This window comes from Thermocrispum agreste DSM 44070, from assembly GCF_000427905.1.
GTDB lineage: Bacteria > Actinomycetota > Actinomycetes > Mycobacteriales > Pseudonocardiaceae > Thermocrispum > Thermocrispum agreste.
Map to the genome: position 1 here is coordinate 107,220 of NZ_ATYX01000008.1, position 15,965 is coordinate 123,184.

Below are 15,965 nucleotides of genomic sequence, written 5' to 3' on the forward strand. Positions count from 1 at the left end.
CCCATGGCACGCCCCCTGCAGCACAGCACGGAGTTCGCATACCCGGTCGAGAAGGTCCTTGCGGCCATCGCCGACGAGGAGTCGGTGCGCGGGCGATTGGCCGCCATCGGCGGACACAATGCGAAGCTTGTGGATTACCAACGGTCACCGGACGCCGTCCGTTACACCGTGCAGCAAGGCATACCGGCGGAAAAGCTGCCGCCTGTCGTGCGCAAAATCCACGCCGGTGACCTGATTGTTAAACGCACGCAGGAATGGCGGACGCGCGGCGACGGCACCGTGGTGGGCACCGGTTCGGCGCATGTGTCCGGTGTGCCGGGTTCGATCCAGGTGAACACCGCGCTCACCTCGCATGGCAGCGGGTCGAAACTGCAGGTCACGGGCCAAGTTCAGGTCTCGATTCCGTTGGTCGGCGGCAAGATCGAGCAGACCATCGCCGAGCAGGTGGTGCGCCTGCTGCGGCACGAGGACGCCCACGTCGCGCAGCAATTGGCCCACGCCGAGACCGGGTGAATCCCCTCGGGGACAACCCGGATATTGCTCCATTTCGGTGGTGACGGGAGTCGATTCGGGCCACCATCGAGACATGTTCGAGCTTCTTGATCAGTTCGTCACCCTGTTGCGGACCACCGTCGATTCGCCGTGGCTGTGGGTGCTGCTGTTCCTGATCACGATGCTCGACGCCGTCATCCCGTTCTCGCCGAGCGAGACCACGGTGGTCACGGTTGCCGTGCTGGTCAGCCCGCAGACCGAGCTGCTGCTGCTGGCCGTCGCGGTCGCGGCCATCGGGGCGTTCGTCGGCGACTGCGCCAGCCACGCCATGGGCCGGTTCGCCGGCCCGACCCTCATCGCCCGGTTCTCCCGGGGCGAGAAGGGCCGCCAGCGCATCGAGTGGGCGCGCGCCAAGGTGCATCAGCACGCCGTGATGTTGCTGCTGGTCGCGCGCTACCTGCCGGGTGGAAGGTTCGCCACCGGCGTCGCCACCGGCGGTATCCGGTACCCGTGGCGCAAGTTCCTGACCTTCGACCTCATCGGCACCACGATCTGGGCCGCCTACAGCGTGACGATCGGGTACGTGGGGGGCGCCTACTTCGCCGACAACCCCGGCAAGGCGTTGCTGCTGGCCTTCGCCCTGGCGCTGACCACCGTCGGCCTGATCGAGATCGGGCGCCGCATCTGGGCCCGCAGTCACGGCAAGCACGAACCAGGTGAGGACGTCGCCGCGACACAACCGCTCACCCCTGAGCCCGCGCAGCAGGACGCCTGCGCCGGCTGACCCGCGCCCGCTGCCGGATACGTGCCCGGCTTACAGTGGCCGAGTGCCAGAACGCCGTTACGTGATCACCTTCGGTTGCCCGGACCGCACCGGGATCGTGGCGGGCATCGCCACGTTCCTGGCCGAGGCGGGCGGATGGATCGTGGAGGCCGCCTACCACACCGACCCCGACACCGGGTGGTTCTTCACCCGGCAGGAAGTGCGGGCCGATTCGCTGCCGTTCGACGTCGACGAGCTGCGTGCCCGGTTCGAGCCCGTGGCCCGCTCACTGGGCGGTGACCAGGCGCAGTGGCGCATCGACGACACCGGCCAGAAGCGCCGCGTGGTGATCCTGGTGTCCAAGGAAGGCCACTGCCTGTACGACCTGCTCGGCCGGGTGGCCTCCGGTGAACTGGACATCGACCTGCGTGCGGTCATCGGCAATCACGACGTGCTCGCCGACATCACCCGCGCGCACGGCATCCCGTTCCACCACGTGCCGTTCCCGGCCGAGCCGGACCCCGAGGCCCGCGCGGCCGCGTTCGACCAGATCGAGAAGCTGGTCGACGAGCACGATCCGCACGCCATCGTGCTCGCCAGGTTCATGCAGATCGTGCCGCCGCACCTGTGCGAACGCTGGGCGGGCCGGGCGCTGAACATCCACCACAGCTTCCTGCCGTCCTTCGTGGGGGCCCGGCCGTATCACCAGGCGTACCAGCGTGGCGTGAAGCTGATCGGCGCGACGTGTCACTACGTCACGCCCGAGCTCGACGCGGGGCCGATCATCGAGCAGGACGTCATCCGGGTCAATCACGAGGATGCGGTGAGCGACCTGGTGCGCAAGGGCCGCGACATCGAGAAGGTGGTGCTGGCCAGGGGGCTGCGTTGGCACCTGGAGAACCGGGTGCTGGTGCACGCCGGACGCACCGTGGTGTTCTGACTCCCCGCCGGTCAGCCGTGCCGGACGAGCCCTTCAGCTCCGGCCAAGGCCCACAAGGCCGACGCTCGGGCACTGGGCCCCACTCAACGGCAAGCGGCCGCACGCCGACAGGACCTCGACGGCATGCCGGCATGCGGTCGCCGCTCACCCGCAGGAGCTCGACGCTCACCCGCAAGAGCTCGGCCACCGGCGGGCCCGTGCGGCTCACCCGGCCTGCCCAGCGTGGGGCGTGACACTGTCCACCAGGGCCCGGAAGTCGCCGACCACCTGATCGATCTCCTCCGGCACCGCGCTGAGCACCAGCTCGATCACCGCCCGTTGTTCCGGGTACTGCGGGTCGGGCACCGCGAGGAACACCTGGACCTGCAGCACGCGGCGCGGCGTGCCCTGCACGTCGGTGGTCAGCGAAACGATCTGGGTCACGCTCGGCGTCTGTTCGGCGTCGGTCTCGGTGCGCTTGACCAGCTCCGCGTCGGGTGCGGTCTGACGCAGCCGACGCAGTGACTCATCGACGTACTCGACCAACGAACGATCGCCGTTCAGCCGTTCGCCTGCGACGGTGATGTTGGCGACGAAGTCAGTGACTGTGACCGGCTCGGGCCGCAACGCAACGTAGGCCGCCTCCGGCGCTCCGACCTGTTCGGGCTCGGCGGGCCGCCAGTTCTGCGGCAGCTCGAACGCGATGGGCACGGGCAGTGCACTGCTCACGACGCGATCCTCCTGATTCGTCCCTCGCGCATTCTGGCAGGCCGTGATCGTCTGCATGCGGCACTTGCCGAACTCCGTGCCGGACCGTCGAGAATGTCCGCGGTGGCTTCCCGGCACAGCCCCTCGTCATGCCGGAAAGCCACCGCGGTCAGGCGCGTCGTGGGACAGGCCGACGGAACCTCGGCGCGGTGAAGTCCGTCGGAGCGACGCGCCCCATCGGGCGCGGGGCGTGCTGACGTGGCGCACGCCGTGCGGGCCCGAAACCGGTTTCGCGCCGTGCGGTGGGCTCCGGCGCCGCGGGGGCAACGCGGCGCCGGAGCAGGACCCCGAGAGGCCGGGCGCGGTCGGCCCATCGGGTTGCTCGCGGGCGACCGCACTCGGTCTCGTGCGCGGGACGGTGCCCGGCGCTGTTGTGAGCAACGATGCGGTCGGTCATCGGAAATGCCCCTTGTGCTGTCGGCGGCCGACGGACCACGAACGTCGGTACGCCGGAACGGACGGATGGCTCAGCTTGCTAGGCCAGGTGGGGTAAGGCGAAAAAGGACGCAGCTGTCCCGTCGGATCCGGGGCGAGGTCAATCAGGGGAGGTACACGGCAGCGCGGCGGTCATGACGGCGCGCGATTCCGGTGCGACTGCCACGGCGCCGATCCGGTGCAGCGGGTTGCTCGCCGTCGTCGTCGCGACGACGCCGAGCAGCTTCTTGCTCGGCGCGTCCGCGTGTGCCACCGTCGGCGACGAAGCGCCGCACGGCGTCGACGGCATCTGCTTCTCCATGGCGCCAACCGCGCCGTCCTGGCTCGACAGCGCCGAACCCGTCGACGCGCTACCGGCGGAACGTGCCAAGTCGGCCATGCCAGCCGCAGGAGCGCGGTCGTCGTGACGCTCGGCCCGCGCCGGCGAGCGCTCGCTCGACTGCGGCTTCTTCGCTTCTGGCCGCTCGGACGTCGTGACGGCCTTCTTCGTGACCGTGCGCACGGAGGACGTGGCCGGTGGTGTCTGCGGCTTGATCGGCACGGTGACGACCGGCTGCACCACCGGAATCGACGGCGCGGGATCGATGATGTCACCGATTCCGCTGCCGGGGCGGATGACGTTGCCCACTGTGTCACGCACGCCGCCGGTGACGGCGTTGACGGTCTCCGACACCTGCTTGACGGTGTCGTGCACCGTCTTGGTCACCGCACCGGTCGTCTGCTTGACGGTGTCCACGGCCGAATTCGCGATGTGCGACGTGGTCTGAGCCAGACCGCCGATGACACCGCCCAGCAGGCCGGGACGCGATGCGCTGGTGGCGGCGGTCGTGGCCTCCTTCGTGGCGGCTCCCCGGCTCACGGACTCGTCCTCGGAGCCGGGCTCGGCGGAGTTCCCGGACCGTGCCGGCTGCGCGGGAGAAGCGCTCGCAGGCCGCTCGACAGAGCCGAGCGAAAGGCTCGGTTCGTCGGCCGAAGCGGCGGCGGAGCCGACGACCAGCATCAGCCCCCACCCGGCAGCCGCCAGACCTGCGGCGACCGCGACACGGACCACAACGCGGGCGAGCAGGACCGACACGCGCGCGGCAGCCCTACGGATGCCGTCGGCCCACGTCGTCGAGGTCGCCGCGTTGACGTACACGTGCACGAGTGTTACATCCTGCACCCCTTTGATCCAGTCCCCCATGCGGCGTTTGGGCGGTTTGCCGGTAGTCCATCTCGCCCACCCACGACCATCGTGACCTGCACTGACACGCTCACAGACGGCTTCGAACCGGTAAGGAGGGGCGTGACCAGCGGATCGGCGGAACCGCGCGCGGCGGCGGACAGGTCGGCACCGCGCCCCGGCCTCGGCGAAGAACCCGGCGAACTTTTCGTCCCCCGCCACGGCGGGTGAGGCCGAACGGGTGTAGGGGCCGCTACAGCGAGCGCAATCGCTTGATGGCTTCGTCCAGCACGTCGTCCTGCTTGCAGAAGGCGAACCGCAGCAAGTGGTCGAATTCCGGCCCCTCGGTGAACGAACCCACCGGCACCGCGGCCACCCCGATCCGCTCCGGCAACTGCCAGGCCAGCTCGGTGGCGTCCGTGATGCCGAGCGGCCGGACGTCGGCACAGACGAAGTACGTGCCGGACGACTCGAGCACACCGAAGCCCGCGTCCGCCAACCCTTCCGACAACCGGTCCCGCTTGCGCTGCAGTGCCTGCCGATTCCGCTCCACCCACGGCAGCTCGTTGTTCAGCGCGTGCGCCACGGCGACCTGGAACGGTCCGCCGGAGACGAACGTGAGGAACTGCTTGGCCGCCCGGACCGCAGCCACGATCTCCGGCGTGCCGCAGGCCCAGCCGATCTTCCAGCCGGTGCAGCTGAACGTCTTGCCCGCGCTGGAGATGGTGACGGTGCGCTCGGCCATCCCGGGGAACGTGCCCAGCGGGATGTGCTCGCGGCCGGACGGCGCGTCGAACACCAGGTGCTCGTACACCTCGTCGGTGATGGCGATCAGGTCGTGCTCGACACACAGCTGAGCCAGGCCGGCGAGCTCGTCCCTGCCGAACACCGTCCCGGTCGGGTTGTGCGGGGAGTTGAGTACGACGGCCCTGGTCCGTGGGGTGATCGCGGCCCGGATCGCGTCCAGGTCCAGCCGGAACGTGCCGTCGGACTGGGCCAGCGAGACCACCACGCGGCGCGCTCCTGCCATCGCCACCGCTGCCGCGTAGGAGTCGTAGTAGGGGGCGAGCAGAATCACCTCGTCGTCGGCGTCGGTGAGCCCGAGCAGGGCGGCGGTGATCGCCTCGGTGGCTCCCGCGGTCACCAGCACCTCCGACTCCGGATCGAACGAGGTGCCGTACCGCTGCCGGTGCGCCGCGACCGCCTCCCGCAGTTCCGGCCTGCCCGGTCCCGGCGGGTACTGGTTCACCCCGTCGGCGATGGCTTGCCGGGCCGCGTCCAGCATGCCCGCGGGCCCGTCGGTGTCCGGGAAGCCCTGCCCGAGGTTGACCGATCCGGTTCGCGTGGCCAGCGCGGTCATCTCGGCGAACACGGTGCTTGCGAACGGCCGCAGCCGGGGTACCAATACCGGGTCGCGCATGACGATTGATCCTCGCAGATCACCGGCACGCGGGAACAGAGCGGGCAGACAAGCCGCGCCGGCGGCGACAATGACGGCCGCGCGGATGTTGAACCGGTGAGTCGCACGCCAGCAGCAACGAGGGAGCCACCGTGACGCAGACGGAACAGGCCGAGACCCTGACCATGGTCACCCGGCGCACACAGCTGGCCGAGGAGGAGAAGCGGCAGGGGCTGCGCCGCATGAAAGCGGTGGCGCTGTCCTTCCTGCTCGGCGCCGCCGCGGTGTTCCTGCTGAGCAGCTGGGCACTGTCGGCCGGTGGCGGGGAGTGGCTCGGCTACGTGCGGGCGGCCGCCGAAGCCGGCATGGTCGGCGCGCTGGCCGACTGGTTCGCGGTGACCGCGTTGTTCCGTTACCCGCTGGGCATCCGGATCCCGCACACCGCGATCATCCCGAACAAGAAGGACCAGCTGGGCTCCAGCCTGGGCGAGTTCGTCAGCACCAACTTCCTGTCCGAGCAGGTGGTGCGCCAGAAGCTGCGCAACACCGACCTGGCCAGGCGGCTCGGGCAGTGGCTGGCGAAGCCGGAGAACTCGGCACGGGTCACCAGCGAGGTCGCCACGGTGGTGCGCGGCGCGGTGACGGTGCTGCGGGACGAGGACGTGCAGGCGGTGATGGAGCAGGCGGTCGCCCGCCGGGTGATCGCCAAGGAGTGGGGCCCGCCGCTCGGCAAGATCCTGGCCAAGGTGGTCGAGGACGGCTCCCACCACAAGCTGGTCGACCTGGTGTGCGACCGGGCGTACGAGTGGGTGCGGGACAACCAGAAGACGGTGCTGACCGTGGTGATGGACCGGGCACCGTCCTGGTCGCCCCGGTTCGTCGACGAGCTGCTGGCGGACAAGGTCTACAGCGAGGTGCTGTCGTTCGCCTGGGCGGTGAAGGTGGACGCCGACCACCCGATGCGGCAGGCACTGGACCGGTTCCTGACCGAGTTCGCCAAGGACCTGCAGGTCGACCAGGAGACCATCGCGCGGGCCGAGCAGGTGAAGATGCAGATCGTCGAGCACCCGCGGGTGCAGGAACTGATCGGCTCGGCGTGGGCGACCGCCAAGGAGATGTTGCTGACCGCGGCCGAGGACCCGTCCAGCGAGCTGCGGCTGCGCCTGCAGCAGAGCCTGGTCCGGCTGGGCGAGCGGCTGTCCGGCGACGACCCGCTGCGCGCCAAGGTGGACACCTGGGCCGAGGACGTGGCCGCCCATGTGGTCGGCAACTACGCCGACGAACTGACCACGCTGATCACCGACACCGTCGAGCGCTGGGATGCCGACGAGACCGCGCGCAAGGTGGAGCTGCAGGTCGGGCGTGATCTGCAGTTCATCCGGATCAACGGCACGGTGGTCGGCGCGCTGGCCGGGCTGGCCATCTACACGGTCGCGCAGCTGCTGTTCTGAGACCGGAAAATCAGCTGCGGCTGTCGGTGCCCCGGAACACGATGGGCGGCACCGGTAAACCGACGAAGGAGTCGCCATGCCCGACATCACCGTCAGCTGTGTCGCTTTGGACTGCCCGGACCCGTACGCGCTGGCGCAGTTCTACGGCGAACTGCTCGGCTGGTCCATCTCCGCCGAGGACCAGCCGGGCGACCGATGGGTGACGCTGGTCAACCCGGACGGCGGCGTGGACATCTGCTTCCAGCAGGACCCGGAGTACCAGCCGCCCACCTGGCCGTCGAACGAGCGCGCGCAGATGCTGCACCTGGACTTCGACGTCACCGATCTGGAGACGGTGCAGGAACGCGCGCTGCGCCTCGGCGCCCGGATGCTGGACGACACGCCGAAGACGTTCCGCGTCTTCGCCGACCCGGCGGGCCATCCGTTCTGCCTGTGCTTCGACTCGACGGCAAACGGTCAGGGATAACGGGCGCCGCCGGCGAGAGTCCGGCCACACCTCGGCACCGTCGCGTTTGGCCTCCCGCGGCACAAGGAAATCCGGTACCGAGCACGGTGCTTGCAGTAGTGCTTGCGCCCGCTGCCCGTGTCGGCATCCCGCCGAAGTCTGATCGGCACGCGCATTTGCCGACGTCAGGGTCGGTCGCCGAGCGTCATGTGGCCCCACCCACGGTGGCTGAGCTCACACCGGATGGTTGCAAGCAAAGTGCTTGCAATTGCTAGCACATGGGCGTAGCGTGGGTGATGTCGCAAGGAGGTGGGCGGGATGCCTGAATCGACCAACGAGGGTCCGGGTGCCCGAACCGACGCGTCCGGCACAGCCGGCTCGCGGGAGTCCTCTTCCGGCAAGCCCATCGGCAGGGTGGCCGATTTCGGCCGGGACATCGGCCGGGACATCGGGCAGTACATCAGGCAGCAGCGCACCAACGCCAAGATCTCGCTGCGTCAGCTGGCCAAGCGCGCGGGTGTTTCCAACCCGTACTTGAGCCAGATCGAACGGGGCGTGCGCAAGCCGAGCGCGGAGATCTTGCAACAGATCGCCAAAGGGCTGCGTATCTCGGCCGAGGCGCTGTACGTCCAGGCGGGAATCCTGGACACCCCGAGCGGGGGTCCGGTGCCGGACGCGATCCGCGCAGACACCGAGCTCACCGAGCGGCAGAAGCAAGTACTGCTCGACATCTACCACTCATTCCGCCGGGAGAACGCGGCGAAGCAGGACCAGCACCGTGCTGAGTCCGACAAGAACGAGGAGTGATCTCAGCATGACCCGTCCGACCGTGACAGACACCAAGGACAACATCGCCAAGGTGCGCGAGCAGGTCAACAGCGCCTTCGAGCAGGTCCGCACGCCGCTGCTGGCCGCGCTTGGCGCGGGCAACCTGGCCACCAAGGCCGTCGTGGACACCGTGCACAAGGCGCGCGAGCGGGCCGGTGAGGGCCGCGAAGGCGTGCGCAAGACCATCGACGAGGCGGGCGAGGGCCTGCGCAAGGCCATCGACGAGGCCCGCAAGGCCGCCGAGGACCTGCGTGGGTCCGGCGACTTCAGCGAGCTGCGCAGCAAGCTGACCGCCGACGAGCTGCGCAAGCTGGTCGACGAGTACAGCGAGTCGGCGCGCAAGCTGTACGACAAGCTGGCCGAGGCCGGCGAGGAGGCGTGGGACCAGCTGCTGGCGCAGCCGCAGGTGCGCAACACCCTCGAGCAGCTGCAGGACGCGCTGGAGAAGGCGCAGGAGCGGCTGGAAGAGGTCGCCGGCGAGGCGCGCGAGCGCATCGACGAGGTGCTGAGCAAGGTCACCCAGCGCACCCGTAAGGCCACCGCGGCCGCGGAGCAGGCCGTCGACACCGCCGCCGAGGAGAGCGTCAAGACCGCGACCTCGGCCAAGAAGACGGCCAACGCCGTCGCGGCCGAGAACACCGCGGCCACCAAGCGGGCGAAGGCGAGCACCACCCGCAAGAGCACGACCCGCAAGACGGCCGGTTCCACCTCGGCCCGCAAGACCACGCGGAAGACCGCCGAGTAACAGGTCCGGTCACCACACCGATTCAGACCCCGGCGCACCTGGCATACGCCGGGGTCTGAGTGCTATTTGTGGAGGTCTGCAGCGTGACCCGAGCTGGCCATGGCTCCGCGATTCCAGGAGACTGGTGACGTGGCACCGCTTTCGTTGGACATCCTCTACATCATTCAGCTGGCCGGAATCCCGGTCGGTGTCTTCGCGTTCGTGCATGCCGCGTTGCAGCGCCCCGATGCCTATGCGGCGGCGGATCGGCTGACCAAGACGGCCTGGATGGGTCTCACCGGCGGTGGTACGGCGGCCATGGTCCTGTTCGGGGCGTTCGGCGTGGCCGGGCCCGGCCTGATGTTCTGGATCGCGGGGCTGGTCGCCGTGCTTGTCTACATGGTGGACGTGCGGCCGAAGCTCATCGAAGTCCAGCGCGGCGGGCGATGGTAAACGTTCAACCATGACGTGGACGATCGCCGGGACGCTGGACGTCCTGCCTGCGCTGGAGAACACGCATCTGCTCGCCACCCCCGTCGCGAAAGCGCTGCCCGAGGTCGAGGACGCGGAGCGGATCGGTGTCGCGGCCATCGACCGGGCGTTGGCGGACACGGCGGACTTCTGCGCCGCCTACTCCTCTCCGTTGGAGGCCTCCGCCAACTGTGTCGTGGTAGCCGGCAAGCGTGCCGGTGAAGTGCGCTACGCGGCGGCGATGGTGCTGGCCACCACGCGCGCCGACGTGAACACCGTCATCCGCAAGCGGCTGGATGTGCGCAAGGCGTCGTTCGCGCCGATGGCCGACGCGACTGAGCTGACCGGGATGGAATCCGGCGGTATCACACCGATCGGGCTGCCTGCGGGATGGCCGATCCTGATCGACGAGCGGGTGGCCGAAGCCAAGGAGTTGATCGTCGGCAGCGGGGTGCGCGGCTCGAAGCTGCTGGTGACCGGTGCCCAGCTGGCCGCGCTGCCGGGTGCCGAGGTGATCGCTGGACTGGCCAAGCCGGTGGCATGACCGCGCCGCTGGCTGGCCGCGCGGCCACGGTCTATCCGAAGCCGGACCCGCGCACCGGCGCGCCGCTGATGGTGAAGGTCTTCCACCGACCCTTCGATCAGCAGACCCGCGGTGAGATCGCGGCGGAACAGGCCGCACTCGCCACGCTGACCCACGTTCGCTCGATCCTGCCGTCGGTCTGCGAAGAGGTGCCCAACGGCTTCCTGGCCATCCGGATGCCGCGCTGCCCGCAGTCGCTGGCGCAGCAGGTGCGGGCAAGCGGACCGCTGCCGGTGGACCGGGCGCTGGCGGTCGCCAAGACGGTCGCGCTGGCGTTGGCGGCCGCGCACCGTGCCGGGGTGGTGCACGGCGCCGTCCACCCGCACAACGTGCTTGTCACCGCGCCCAGCCAGCAGGCTCCGGAGGTCGTACTGGCCGACTTCGGTGTGGCAGCGCGACGGACGTACGGCCAGCCGACGGGCGAGTACCTGGGGTTCACCGCACCGGAAACGCTGCGCGACGGAACACTCGACCAGCGCACCGACGTGTACGGGATCGGGGTCGTGTTGTACTTCGCGCTGACCGGCCGCTCGCCGTATCCGGTGGTGACGGGGGAGCCCGACGCCCAGCGCATTCTGCGCATCCTGAAGGACGGCCCGCCCACGGTGGAGCGGGACGACCTGCCCGCAGCGGCGCGGGAACTGATCGGCCAGCTGCTGGCGACCGAGCCGGGAAACCGTCCGGACTCCGCATCGGCCGTGGCGAACCGGTTGACAGTGCTGCTGGCCGGCGGCTCCCCGGAGCGGCCGGTGCACCGAGAGGGGCCGGTGCGTCGACCCGCCGGTCCGCCGGTGGCGGTGTTCCGGCCCGAGCGGAAGCGGCGGCGCGTGACCGGTGTCCGCGTGGCCGCGCTGGTGGGAGTGATCTTGATCGCCGGGATCCTTGCCGCCGTGCTGCTGATCGGGGACCAGGGTGCGCCACCGACAGCCCTGCCTGCCCCGCCGAGTGGTACGGAGAGCGAGCCGCCGTCCCGGAGTGATCGAGCCGGCGAAGTGGTGCGGCTGGCCGTGCCGACCGTGGCGGACGGGTACGTGGAGCTGCGCTGGAACGGACCGCCGGGCTTGGACTACGTGGTCTGGTTCCGCGAGGGCCGGTCGAGCTGGGAGCACCGGATCGCCAAGCGGCGGCAGGACATCCGTCTGCCGGTGAAGCCCGGCCGGGAGTACTGCTTTCGCGTGGAGGGGTCCTCGGTGGACGGCAGGTACACGAGCCGGCAACTGGGGCTGGACGGATCGAGCTGCGACTAGGGGTCACTGGCGTCCGACCGACAGCGGGGCCGGGGCCTGCTGCTGTGGTTGGTGATGTCCCTGTGGGTGATCTGCCAGGGTGCGTGACTTGCCAGGGTGCGTGCCAGGGTGGGTGACTTGCCGGGGGCGTCGCCGGCGCGAGTGGGCTTGCCGAGGCCCTGCTCACCGCCCAATGGGGCGTTTGGCTCGTGTGGGTGACGTTGCGCCGCTCTCTCGCGCGGGTCCGCTACGGGGTGCCTCGCACAGGTTCGTCACGGGACGCCTCGCGCAGTTCCGCAGCGAGGGGCACCTCGCGCGGCTCCGCTGCAGGGGCACCTCGCGGGTTCGCTGCGGGTGCCTCGCACAGGTTCGCTGTGGGGACAACTCCGATCGGCTCCGTCGCGCGCCTCCCCGCATGGCCCGTCCGCATCCACGGGCCGCCGCTCGCACCCTCGGGCGATCCCGTCCGCTTCCACAGGCAGGCCGCCCGTTTCCTCGGGCCAACCCGTCCGCGCCCACAGACAGCCCGTCCCCACCCACAGGCAACCGCTCGCACCGCTCGGGCGAGCCCATCCGCATCCTCGAGGCATTCGGTCCGGCGGCGGGCTGTGCACGCTTCTGGAGCTGCTGTCCAAGACCATCGGATCGACGGAAAGACCCCGCGTCAGGTCACAGGCTGCCCAGCAGTTCGTCTCTCGTGTGCAGGGCACACCGGGCGAGCCGTCCGCACCCTCGGCGGCCCGCGCTTCTCGAGCGGGTTCGCTTCCTCGAGCGAGTTCGCTGCGCAGGTATCGCCGACCAGCCCCCTCGCACGGCCCTGTCACCCACACGTACACCAGACGCATCAATTGCCACGACCGAGCGGGTTACCGGCTCCCCTGGGTGCCTTCTCCTTGGGCGGAAACAAACTCTTCAGGTCGAGCGCGGCACGCAGGCGTGCCCCCAGCGGGCGAGTCGCCAGCCCTCGCCGGACCAGCCGCACCGACGCCCACGCCTGATCCGCCGTCGCTTGCGTCACCGCGCTGCCGGACCACAGCGCGAAGTCGACCGCCTGCGCCAACGCCCGCACCCCCTCCACGGTGGCCTGCCCACCGATCCGAGCCGCAGCGGGCGCGAGGTCCCGTACCGTCATTCCCGGGCTGACCGGCACACCGTGCGCACGAAGCCGGTCGCGAACCTCGGCCCACGCCCCGACGACGGCACGCACCGGGACAGCTCGGCGACGCCGCACTGCGCGTATCCCCCGGACCACGGGCACCATCAGCCACGCCAGCAGCCCCGACGCCAGCACCGTCCCCAGGCCCACCGCGAGCGTCAAGGACCACGGCCAAGCGTCGTCCGCCGACGAAGCCGAATCACCCGGCTCGGGCGCCACCGGCGGGTCGGACAGCCGGCTGACGTCCTTCGGCAGCTCCGACCGCACCTGCTCCGCCACCCCGGCGAGCCCGGTCGGCCGCTGCCCACCCGCACCGGCTGCGCTGCCCACCGGATCCAGCGGGACCCAGCCCAACCCCTCGACCGCGACCTCCGGCCACGCCGTGGCCTGCGCGTTGCGGACCACGTACCGACCGCCATCGCTCGGCTGCCCCGGCCCGCGGAAACCCACCACCAAGCGCGCCGGGATGCCGCGGATTCTGGCCAGCATCACGTATGCGGCGGCGAACTGCTCCGTGGTGCCGCGCTTGTCCGGCCCGGTGAGGAAGCGACGCAGGTGAAAAAGGGTATGCCCGGCAGGCACGTTCTCCCCGGTCGCCAGCTGGTAGTTGTCCCGTAGATAGTTGGCCAGCACCAAGGCGGCGCGGAAGGTGGCGCGCAGCCCGCCGGTCGCTTCGTGCGCCAGCTCGTCGAACTCCGGCGGGATCGGCCCGAGCGGGCCGAGTTCGGCCAGGGCGTCGCCGTCCACGGCCGCATCGGCCAGCTCGGCCGCATCGACGGCTGGCTCCCGCCACGCGATCCGGTACCCGGCGAGTGGACCGCTCTGGGTCAGCAACGTGCCACTGGCCTCGTCGACGAAAGGACTGATGCCCTGCACACCGGACAACCGGGGCTGACTGGGCAGCCACGGCGCCAGCAACGCATCCAGCTGCGTGACCTGGGCGGTGCGGGCTGTGGTCGGCGCGGTCACCGCTGGATCCGGCTGCAACGCGGTGCCGAGCCGCCGGAACCTCCAGTCCGCGGTCCAGCTGACACCGTCGAATCGGTCCAGCACGGCGAGCGTCCACCGGTCGACCGGCGCATCCGCGACATAGGTGAAAGCGATCGCCTCCGGCTCTCGCACTCGCGCTGCCAAGGCGTCCAACGGTTTGGCCACCGAGTGCTGCACCACCGGGGCGACGACGGCGTCGCGCAGCGTCGTCGGTGGCCGCGCCAGCGGGCTTGTCACCGCAAGCAGCAAGGCACCGACGACCGCGAACACCACCACGGGCACGGCCAGCCCGGCGAGCACCCAGCGACGCGGACCGGCCGTGGGCCGGGTGACCATCAACAGCACCGCCGCCAGCAGCGCATAGCTCAGCCCGGCAACGACTGCGAGACCACCGGTGAGCGGAAAGAACGCCTGACTGACGGCCACGACCACCGCACTGGGCAGCAGCGCCACCAGCGGCGGCCGCACCCGATGCAACAGTTCCACGCCGAGCACTGCGGCCAACAGAACAGCCAGCGGAACGAACGTCACCACGTGCGGTTCGGCACGAGCTGGCCACGTCGACTGCAATGCCAGCTGCCACGAATCGGTCAGCCCGGCCAGCAGCAGCTGCAGCGTTCGCCCCGACGGGATTCCGGCAACCGTGGTGTCCGCCAGGACCGTCCAGACCACACCGAGCAACCCCGCGGCGATCACCAGCAGCGGGCGCACCGGGATCAAGCGGGGCAGGTGCCGGCACATCTCGTCGGCCAGGAAGGCCAGGACGAGAACGACGAACACGGGCAGCAGGAGCGCTTGCACCGAGAACACCGGGGCGAACAGCAAGCCACCCACGGCGGCAGCCCCGAGCACACAGCACACCGCCCGCCGATTGCGCAGGGCGTCCTGGGCCGGCTGCACCCCCGTCGGCAGCCCCGGCGAGCCCGCGCTGACCGCCGAACCAGGCCGTTCGTCCTTCCTCACCGGCGCACTCACACGACTACCGCATTCCACTCACGGATCGCCTGCTCGGCGTCCACCGCGGAGATCGCTTGCGCAGCGGGCAGGCCGGACAGCCGCTGCACGCCGATCCCGTCCCACCCGAGTCCGTGCTTGGCGACACCGATGAGCACCATGCGCGAGTACCGGTCGCGCACCGTGGACAACCCGCGGACGTCGCGCTGATCCACCCGGCCAGTGACCGCGACCAGCAGCCCGCCACCACCGGCACCCGAACCGGCCAGCGTCTTCGGCACGATCACGTCGCCTTCTGGCTCGTCGCTCTGGGCGACGTCACACAGGGCGTCGAGGATCCGGCGCAGCGCCGCCGGACCGCCAGGCGTGGCGACGTCGATGCCGCCCGGCGTGAGCAGCCGGCACCGATGGCCCGCCAGCGCGGCCGGCTTGACCAGCGAGGCCGCCACCTGCACCGCCTGTTCGAACTCGTCCGGGCGCAGCACCCGCTTACGGGTGTCCAGCAGCACGCTGAACCGAGGCTGATCCGGGTCGATGTAGTCGCGCACCATCAGCCGGCCGGTGTGCGCGGTCGCCTTCCAGTGCAGGTGCCGCACCTCGTCGCCGATCACGTACTCCCGCACGTCCCGCAGATCCGACGACCCGTGCAACGGCTCGTCGATCGCCCGGCCCTCGTGGTGGTGCCGCGGATACCCACCGACTCGTTCCCGCGCCGGGTAGGTCTTGGGATAGACCCGCAAGGTGGCCGTGTTCCCGGTGGCCAGCGGCCTCCGCACCACTCCGAGCGGGTCGACCCTGGCCATCTGCAACGGCCCGACGGTGATCCGCCCCCGGCGCTCGGTGGGCAGCTCGTAGTGGAAGGTCGCGGTGCCGCCCGGCGGCAGGGACGGCACCAGAACGCTGTGCTCACCGCCATGCTCGATCCGATCACGCGCCAGGAAGGCCGATTGCCGCCGTCGCGTCGGATTGGTGACCCGCAACGTGGCCAACGCGGGCCGGCCGCTCTCCACCCGATCCGGATAGACCTCGCGTCGTACTTCGACCCGCGGACGCCGGACGGTCGTGACCACGCCCGCGATCAACGCCCCCAACGCTGCTCCCGCCACCGCGCGCAGCATGGGCCACCCCGCCAGCTCACCGGCCGCATACAGGGCGATCGCGGAGATCAGCACGGCAACGCCCCGCCTGGTGAGGCGCAC

15 protein-coding genes are annotated in these 15,965 nt (G+C 70.3%); 10 read left to right on the plus strand and 5 right to left on the minus strand.

Going from position 1 to position 15,965, the window contains the following annotated elements:
- Positions 1 to 3: 3 nt before the first annotated feature.
- The 3 genes from YWY_RS0106570 (at position 4) to purU (ending at position 2,195) form a co-directional block, all read left to right on the plus strand.
- Complete coding sequence (locus YWY_RS0106570; protein ID WP_028846955.1) at positions 4 to 513, plus strand: DUF2505 domain-containing protein; 510 nt, start codon at positions 4 to 6, stop codon at positions 511 to 513.
- A 73-nt stretch (positions 514 to 586) separates the two neighbouring features.
- Positions 587 to 1,276 (plus strand): DedA family protein, encoded by a 690-nt coding sequence (locus YWY_RS20640; RefSeq protein ID WP_051309927.1) that lies wholly within the window; start codon positions 587 to 589, stop codon positions 1,274 to 1,276.
- Between the two features lie 43 nt (positions 1,277 to 1,319).
- On the plus strand, positions 1,320 to 2,195 hold the full coding sequence (gene purU, locus YWY_RS0106580; RefSeq protein WP_028846956.1) for a formyltetrahydrofolate deformylase: 876 nt from the start codon (positions 1,320 to 1,322) through the stop codon (positions 2,193 to 2,195).
- A 204-nt stretch (positions 2,196 to 2,399) separates the two neighbouring features.
- Here the strand turns inward: purU and YWY_RS0106585 are convergent, their stop codons facing one another.
- The 3 genes from YWY_RS0106585 to YWY_RS0106595 form a co-directional block, all read right to left on the minus strand.
- Positions 2,400 to 2,903, minus strand: a complete 504-nt coding sequence (locus tag YWY_RS0106585; protein WP_028846957.1) for a hypothetical protein — start codon at positions 2,901 to 2,903, stop codon at positions 2,400 to 2,402.
- Positions 2,904 to 3,477: 574 nt separating this feature from the next.
- Complete coding sequence (locus YWY_RS0106590) at positions 3,478 to 4,515, minus strand: hypothetical protein (protein ID WP_169725220.1); 1,038 nt, start codon at positions 4,513 to 4,515, stop codon at positions 3,478 to 3,480.
- A gap of 277 nt (positions 4,516 to 4,792) precedes the next feature.
- On the minus strand, positions 4,793 to 5,959 hold the full coding sequence (locus YWY_RS0106595) for a pyridoxal phosphate-dependent aminotransferase (protein WP_028846959.1): 1,167 nt from the start codon (positions 5,957 to 5,959) through the stop codon (positions 4,793 to 4,795).
- 164 nt (positions 5,960 to 6,123) lie between these two features.
- On the opposite strand from YWY_RS0106595, the gene YWY_RS0106600 reads away from it, so the two are divergent.
- The 7 genes from YWY_RS0106600 to YWY_RS23110 all read left to right on the plus strand — a co-directional run bounded on the left by YWY_RS0106600 (position 6,124) and on the right by YWY_RS23110 (position 11,687).
- Positions 6,124 to 7,389 (plus strand): DUF445 domain-containing protein, encoded by a 1,266-nt coding sequence (locus YWY_RS0106600; protein ID WP_038044720.1) that lies wholly within the window; start codon positions 6,124 to 6,126, stop codon positions 7,387 to 7,389.
- A gap of 76 nt (positions 7,390 to 7,465) precedes the next feature.
- On the plus strand, positions 7,466 to 7,855 hold the full coding sequence (locus tag YWY_RS0106605) for a VOC family protein (RefSeq protein ID WP_028846961.1): 390 nt from the start codon (positions 7,466 to 7,468) through the stop codon (positions 7,853 to 7,855).
- Positions 7,856 to 8,152: 297 nt separating this feature from the next.
- Entirely contained in the window at positions 8,153 to 8,641 is a 489-nt protein-coding gene (locus YWY_RS20645; RefSeq protein ID WP_084609055.1) for a helix-turn-helix domain-containing protein, read from the plus strand.
- A gap of 7 nt (positions 8,642 to 8,648) precedes the next feature.
- Entirely contained in the window at positions 8,649 to 9,407 is a 759-nt protein-coding gene (locus tag YWY_RS0106615) for a hypothetical protein (RefSeq protein ID WP_051309932.1), read from the plus strand.
- A 129-nt stretch (positions 9,408 to 9,536) separates the two neighbouring features.
- Positions 9,537 to 9,839, plus strand: coding sequence for a DUF2516 family protein (locus tag YWY_RS0106620; protein WP_028846963.1), 303 nt, complete (start codon positions 9,537 to 9,539; stop codon positions 9,837 to 9,839).
- Between the two features lie 10 nt (positions 9,840 to 9,849).
- Positions 9,850 to 10,401 (plus strand): YbaK/EbsC family protein, encoded by a 552-nt coding sequence (locus YWY_RS0106625; protein WP_028846964.1) that lies wholly within the window; start codon positions 9,850 to 9,852, stop codon positions 10,399 to 10,401.
- Positions 10,398 to 11,687: a protein kinase domain-containing protein gene (locus YWY_RS23110; RefSeq protein ID WP_051309935.1), complete on the plus strand. Its 1,290-nt coding sequence runs from the start codon at positions 10,398 to 10,400 to the stop codon at positions 11,685 to 11,687. The genes YWY_RS0106625 and YWY_RS23110 overlap by 4 nt, the downstream gene beginning before the upstream one ends.
- A gap of 823 nt (positions 11,688 to 12,510) precedes the next feature.
- Here YWY_RS23110 and YWY_RS0106635 read toward each other — a convergent pair.
- Both YWY_RS0106635 and YWY_RS0106640 read right to left on the minus strand, forming a co-directional pair.
- On the minus strand, positions 12,511 to 14,787 hold the full coding sequence (locus tag YWY_RS0106635; protein WP_051309937.1) for a transglutaminase TgpA family protein: 2,277 nt from the start codon (positions 14,785 to 14,787) through the stop codon (positions 12,511 to 12,513).
- Positions 14,784 to 15,965, minus strand: coding sequence for a DUF58 domain-containing protein (locus YWY_RS0106640; RefSeq protein ID WP_028846966.1), 1,182 nt, complete (start codon positions 15,963 to 15,965; stop codon positions 14,784 to 14,786). The genes YWY_RS0106635 and YWY_RS0106640 overlap by 4 nt, the downstream gene beginning before the upstream one ends.

What these genes read in the sequence shown, in the direction of transcription:
- YWY_RS0106570 (WP_028846955.1), top strand. Translation starts at nt 4, where the DNA reads ATGGCACGCCCCCTGCAGCACAGCACGGAGTTCGCATACCCGGTCGAG.
- YWY_RS0106595 (WP_028846959.1), bottom strand. Translation starts at nt 5,959, where the DNA reads ATGCGCGACCCGGTATTGGTACCCCGGCTGCGGCCGTTCGCAAGCACC.
- YWY_RS0106625 (WP_028846964.1), top strand. Translation starts at nt 9,850, where the DNA reads ATGACGTGGACGATCGCCGGGACGCTGGACGTCCTGCCTGCGCTGGAG.
- YWY_RS23110 (WP_051309935.1), top strand. Translation starts at nt 10,398, where the DNA reads ATGACCGCGCCGCTGGCTGGCCGCGCGGCCACGGTCTATCCGAAGCCG.
- YWY_RS0106600 (WP_038044720.1), top strand. Translation starts at nt 6,124, where the DNA reads ATGGTCACCCGGCGCACACAGCTGGCCGAGGAGGAGAAGCGGCAGGGG.
- YWY_RS0106605 (WP_028846961.1), top strand. Translation starts at nt 7,466, where the DNA reads ATGCCCGACATCACCGTCAGCTGTGTCGCTTTGGACTGCCCGGACCCG.
- YWY_RS20640 (WP_051309927.1), top strand. Translation starts at nt 587, where the DNA reads ATGTTCGAGCTTCTTGATCAGTTCGTCACCCTGTTGCGGACCACCGTC.
- YWY_RS20645 (WP_084609055.1), top strand. Translation starts at nt 8,153, where the DNA reads ATGCCTGAATCGACCAACGAGGGTCCGGGTGCCCGAACCGACGCGTCC.
- YWY_RS0106615 (WP_051309932.1), top strand. Translation starts at nt 8,649, where the DNA reads ATGACCCGTCCGACCGTGACAGACACCAAGGACAACATCGCCAAGGTG.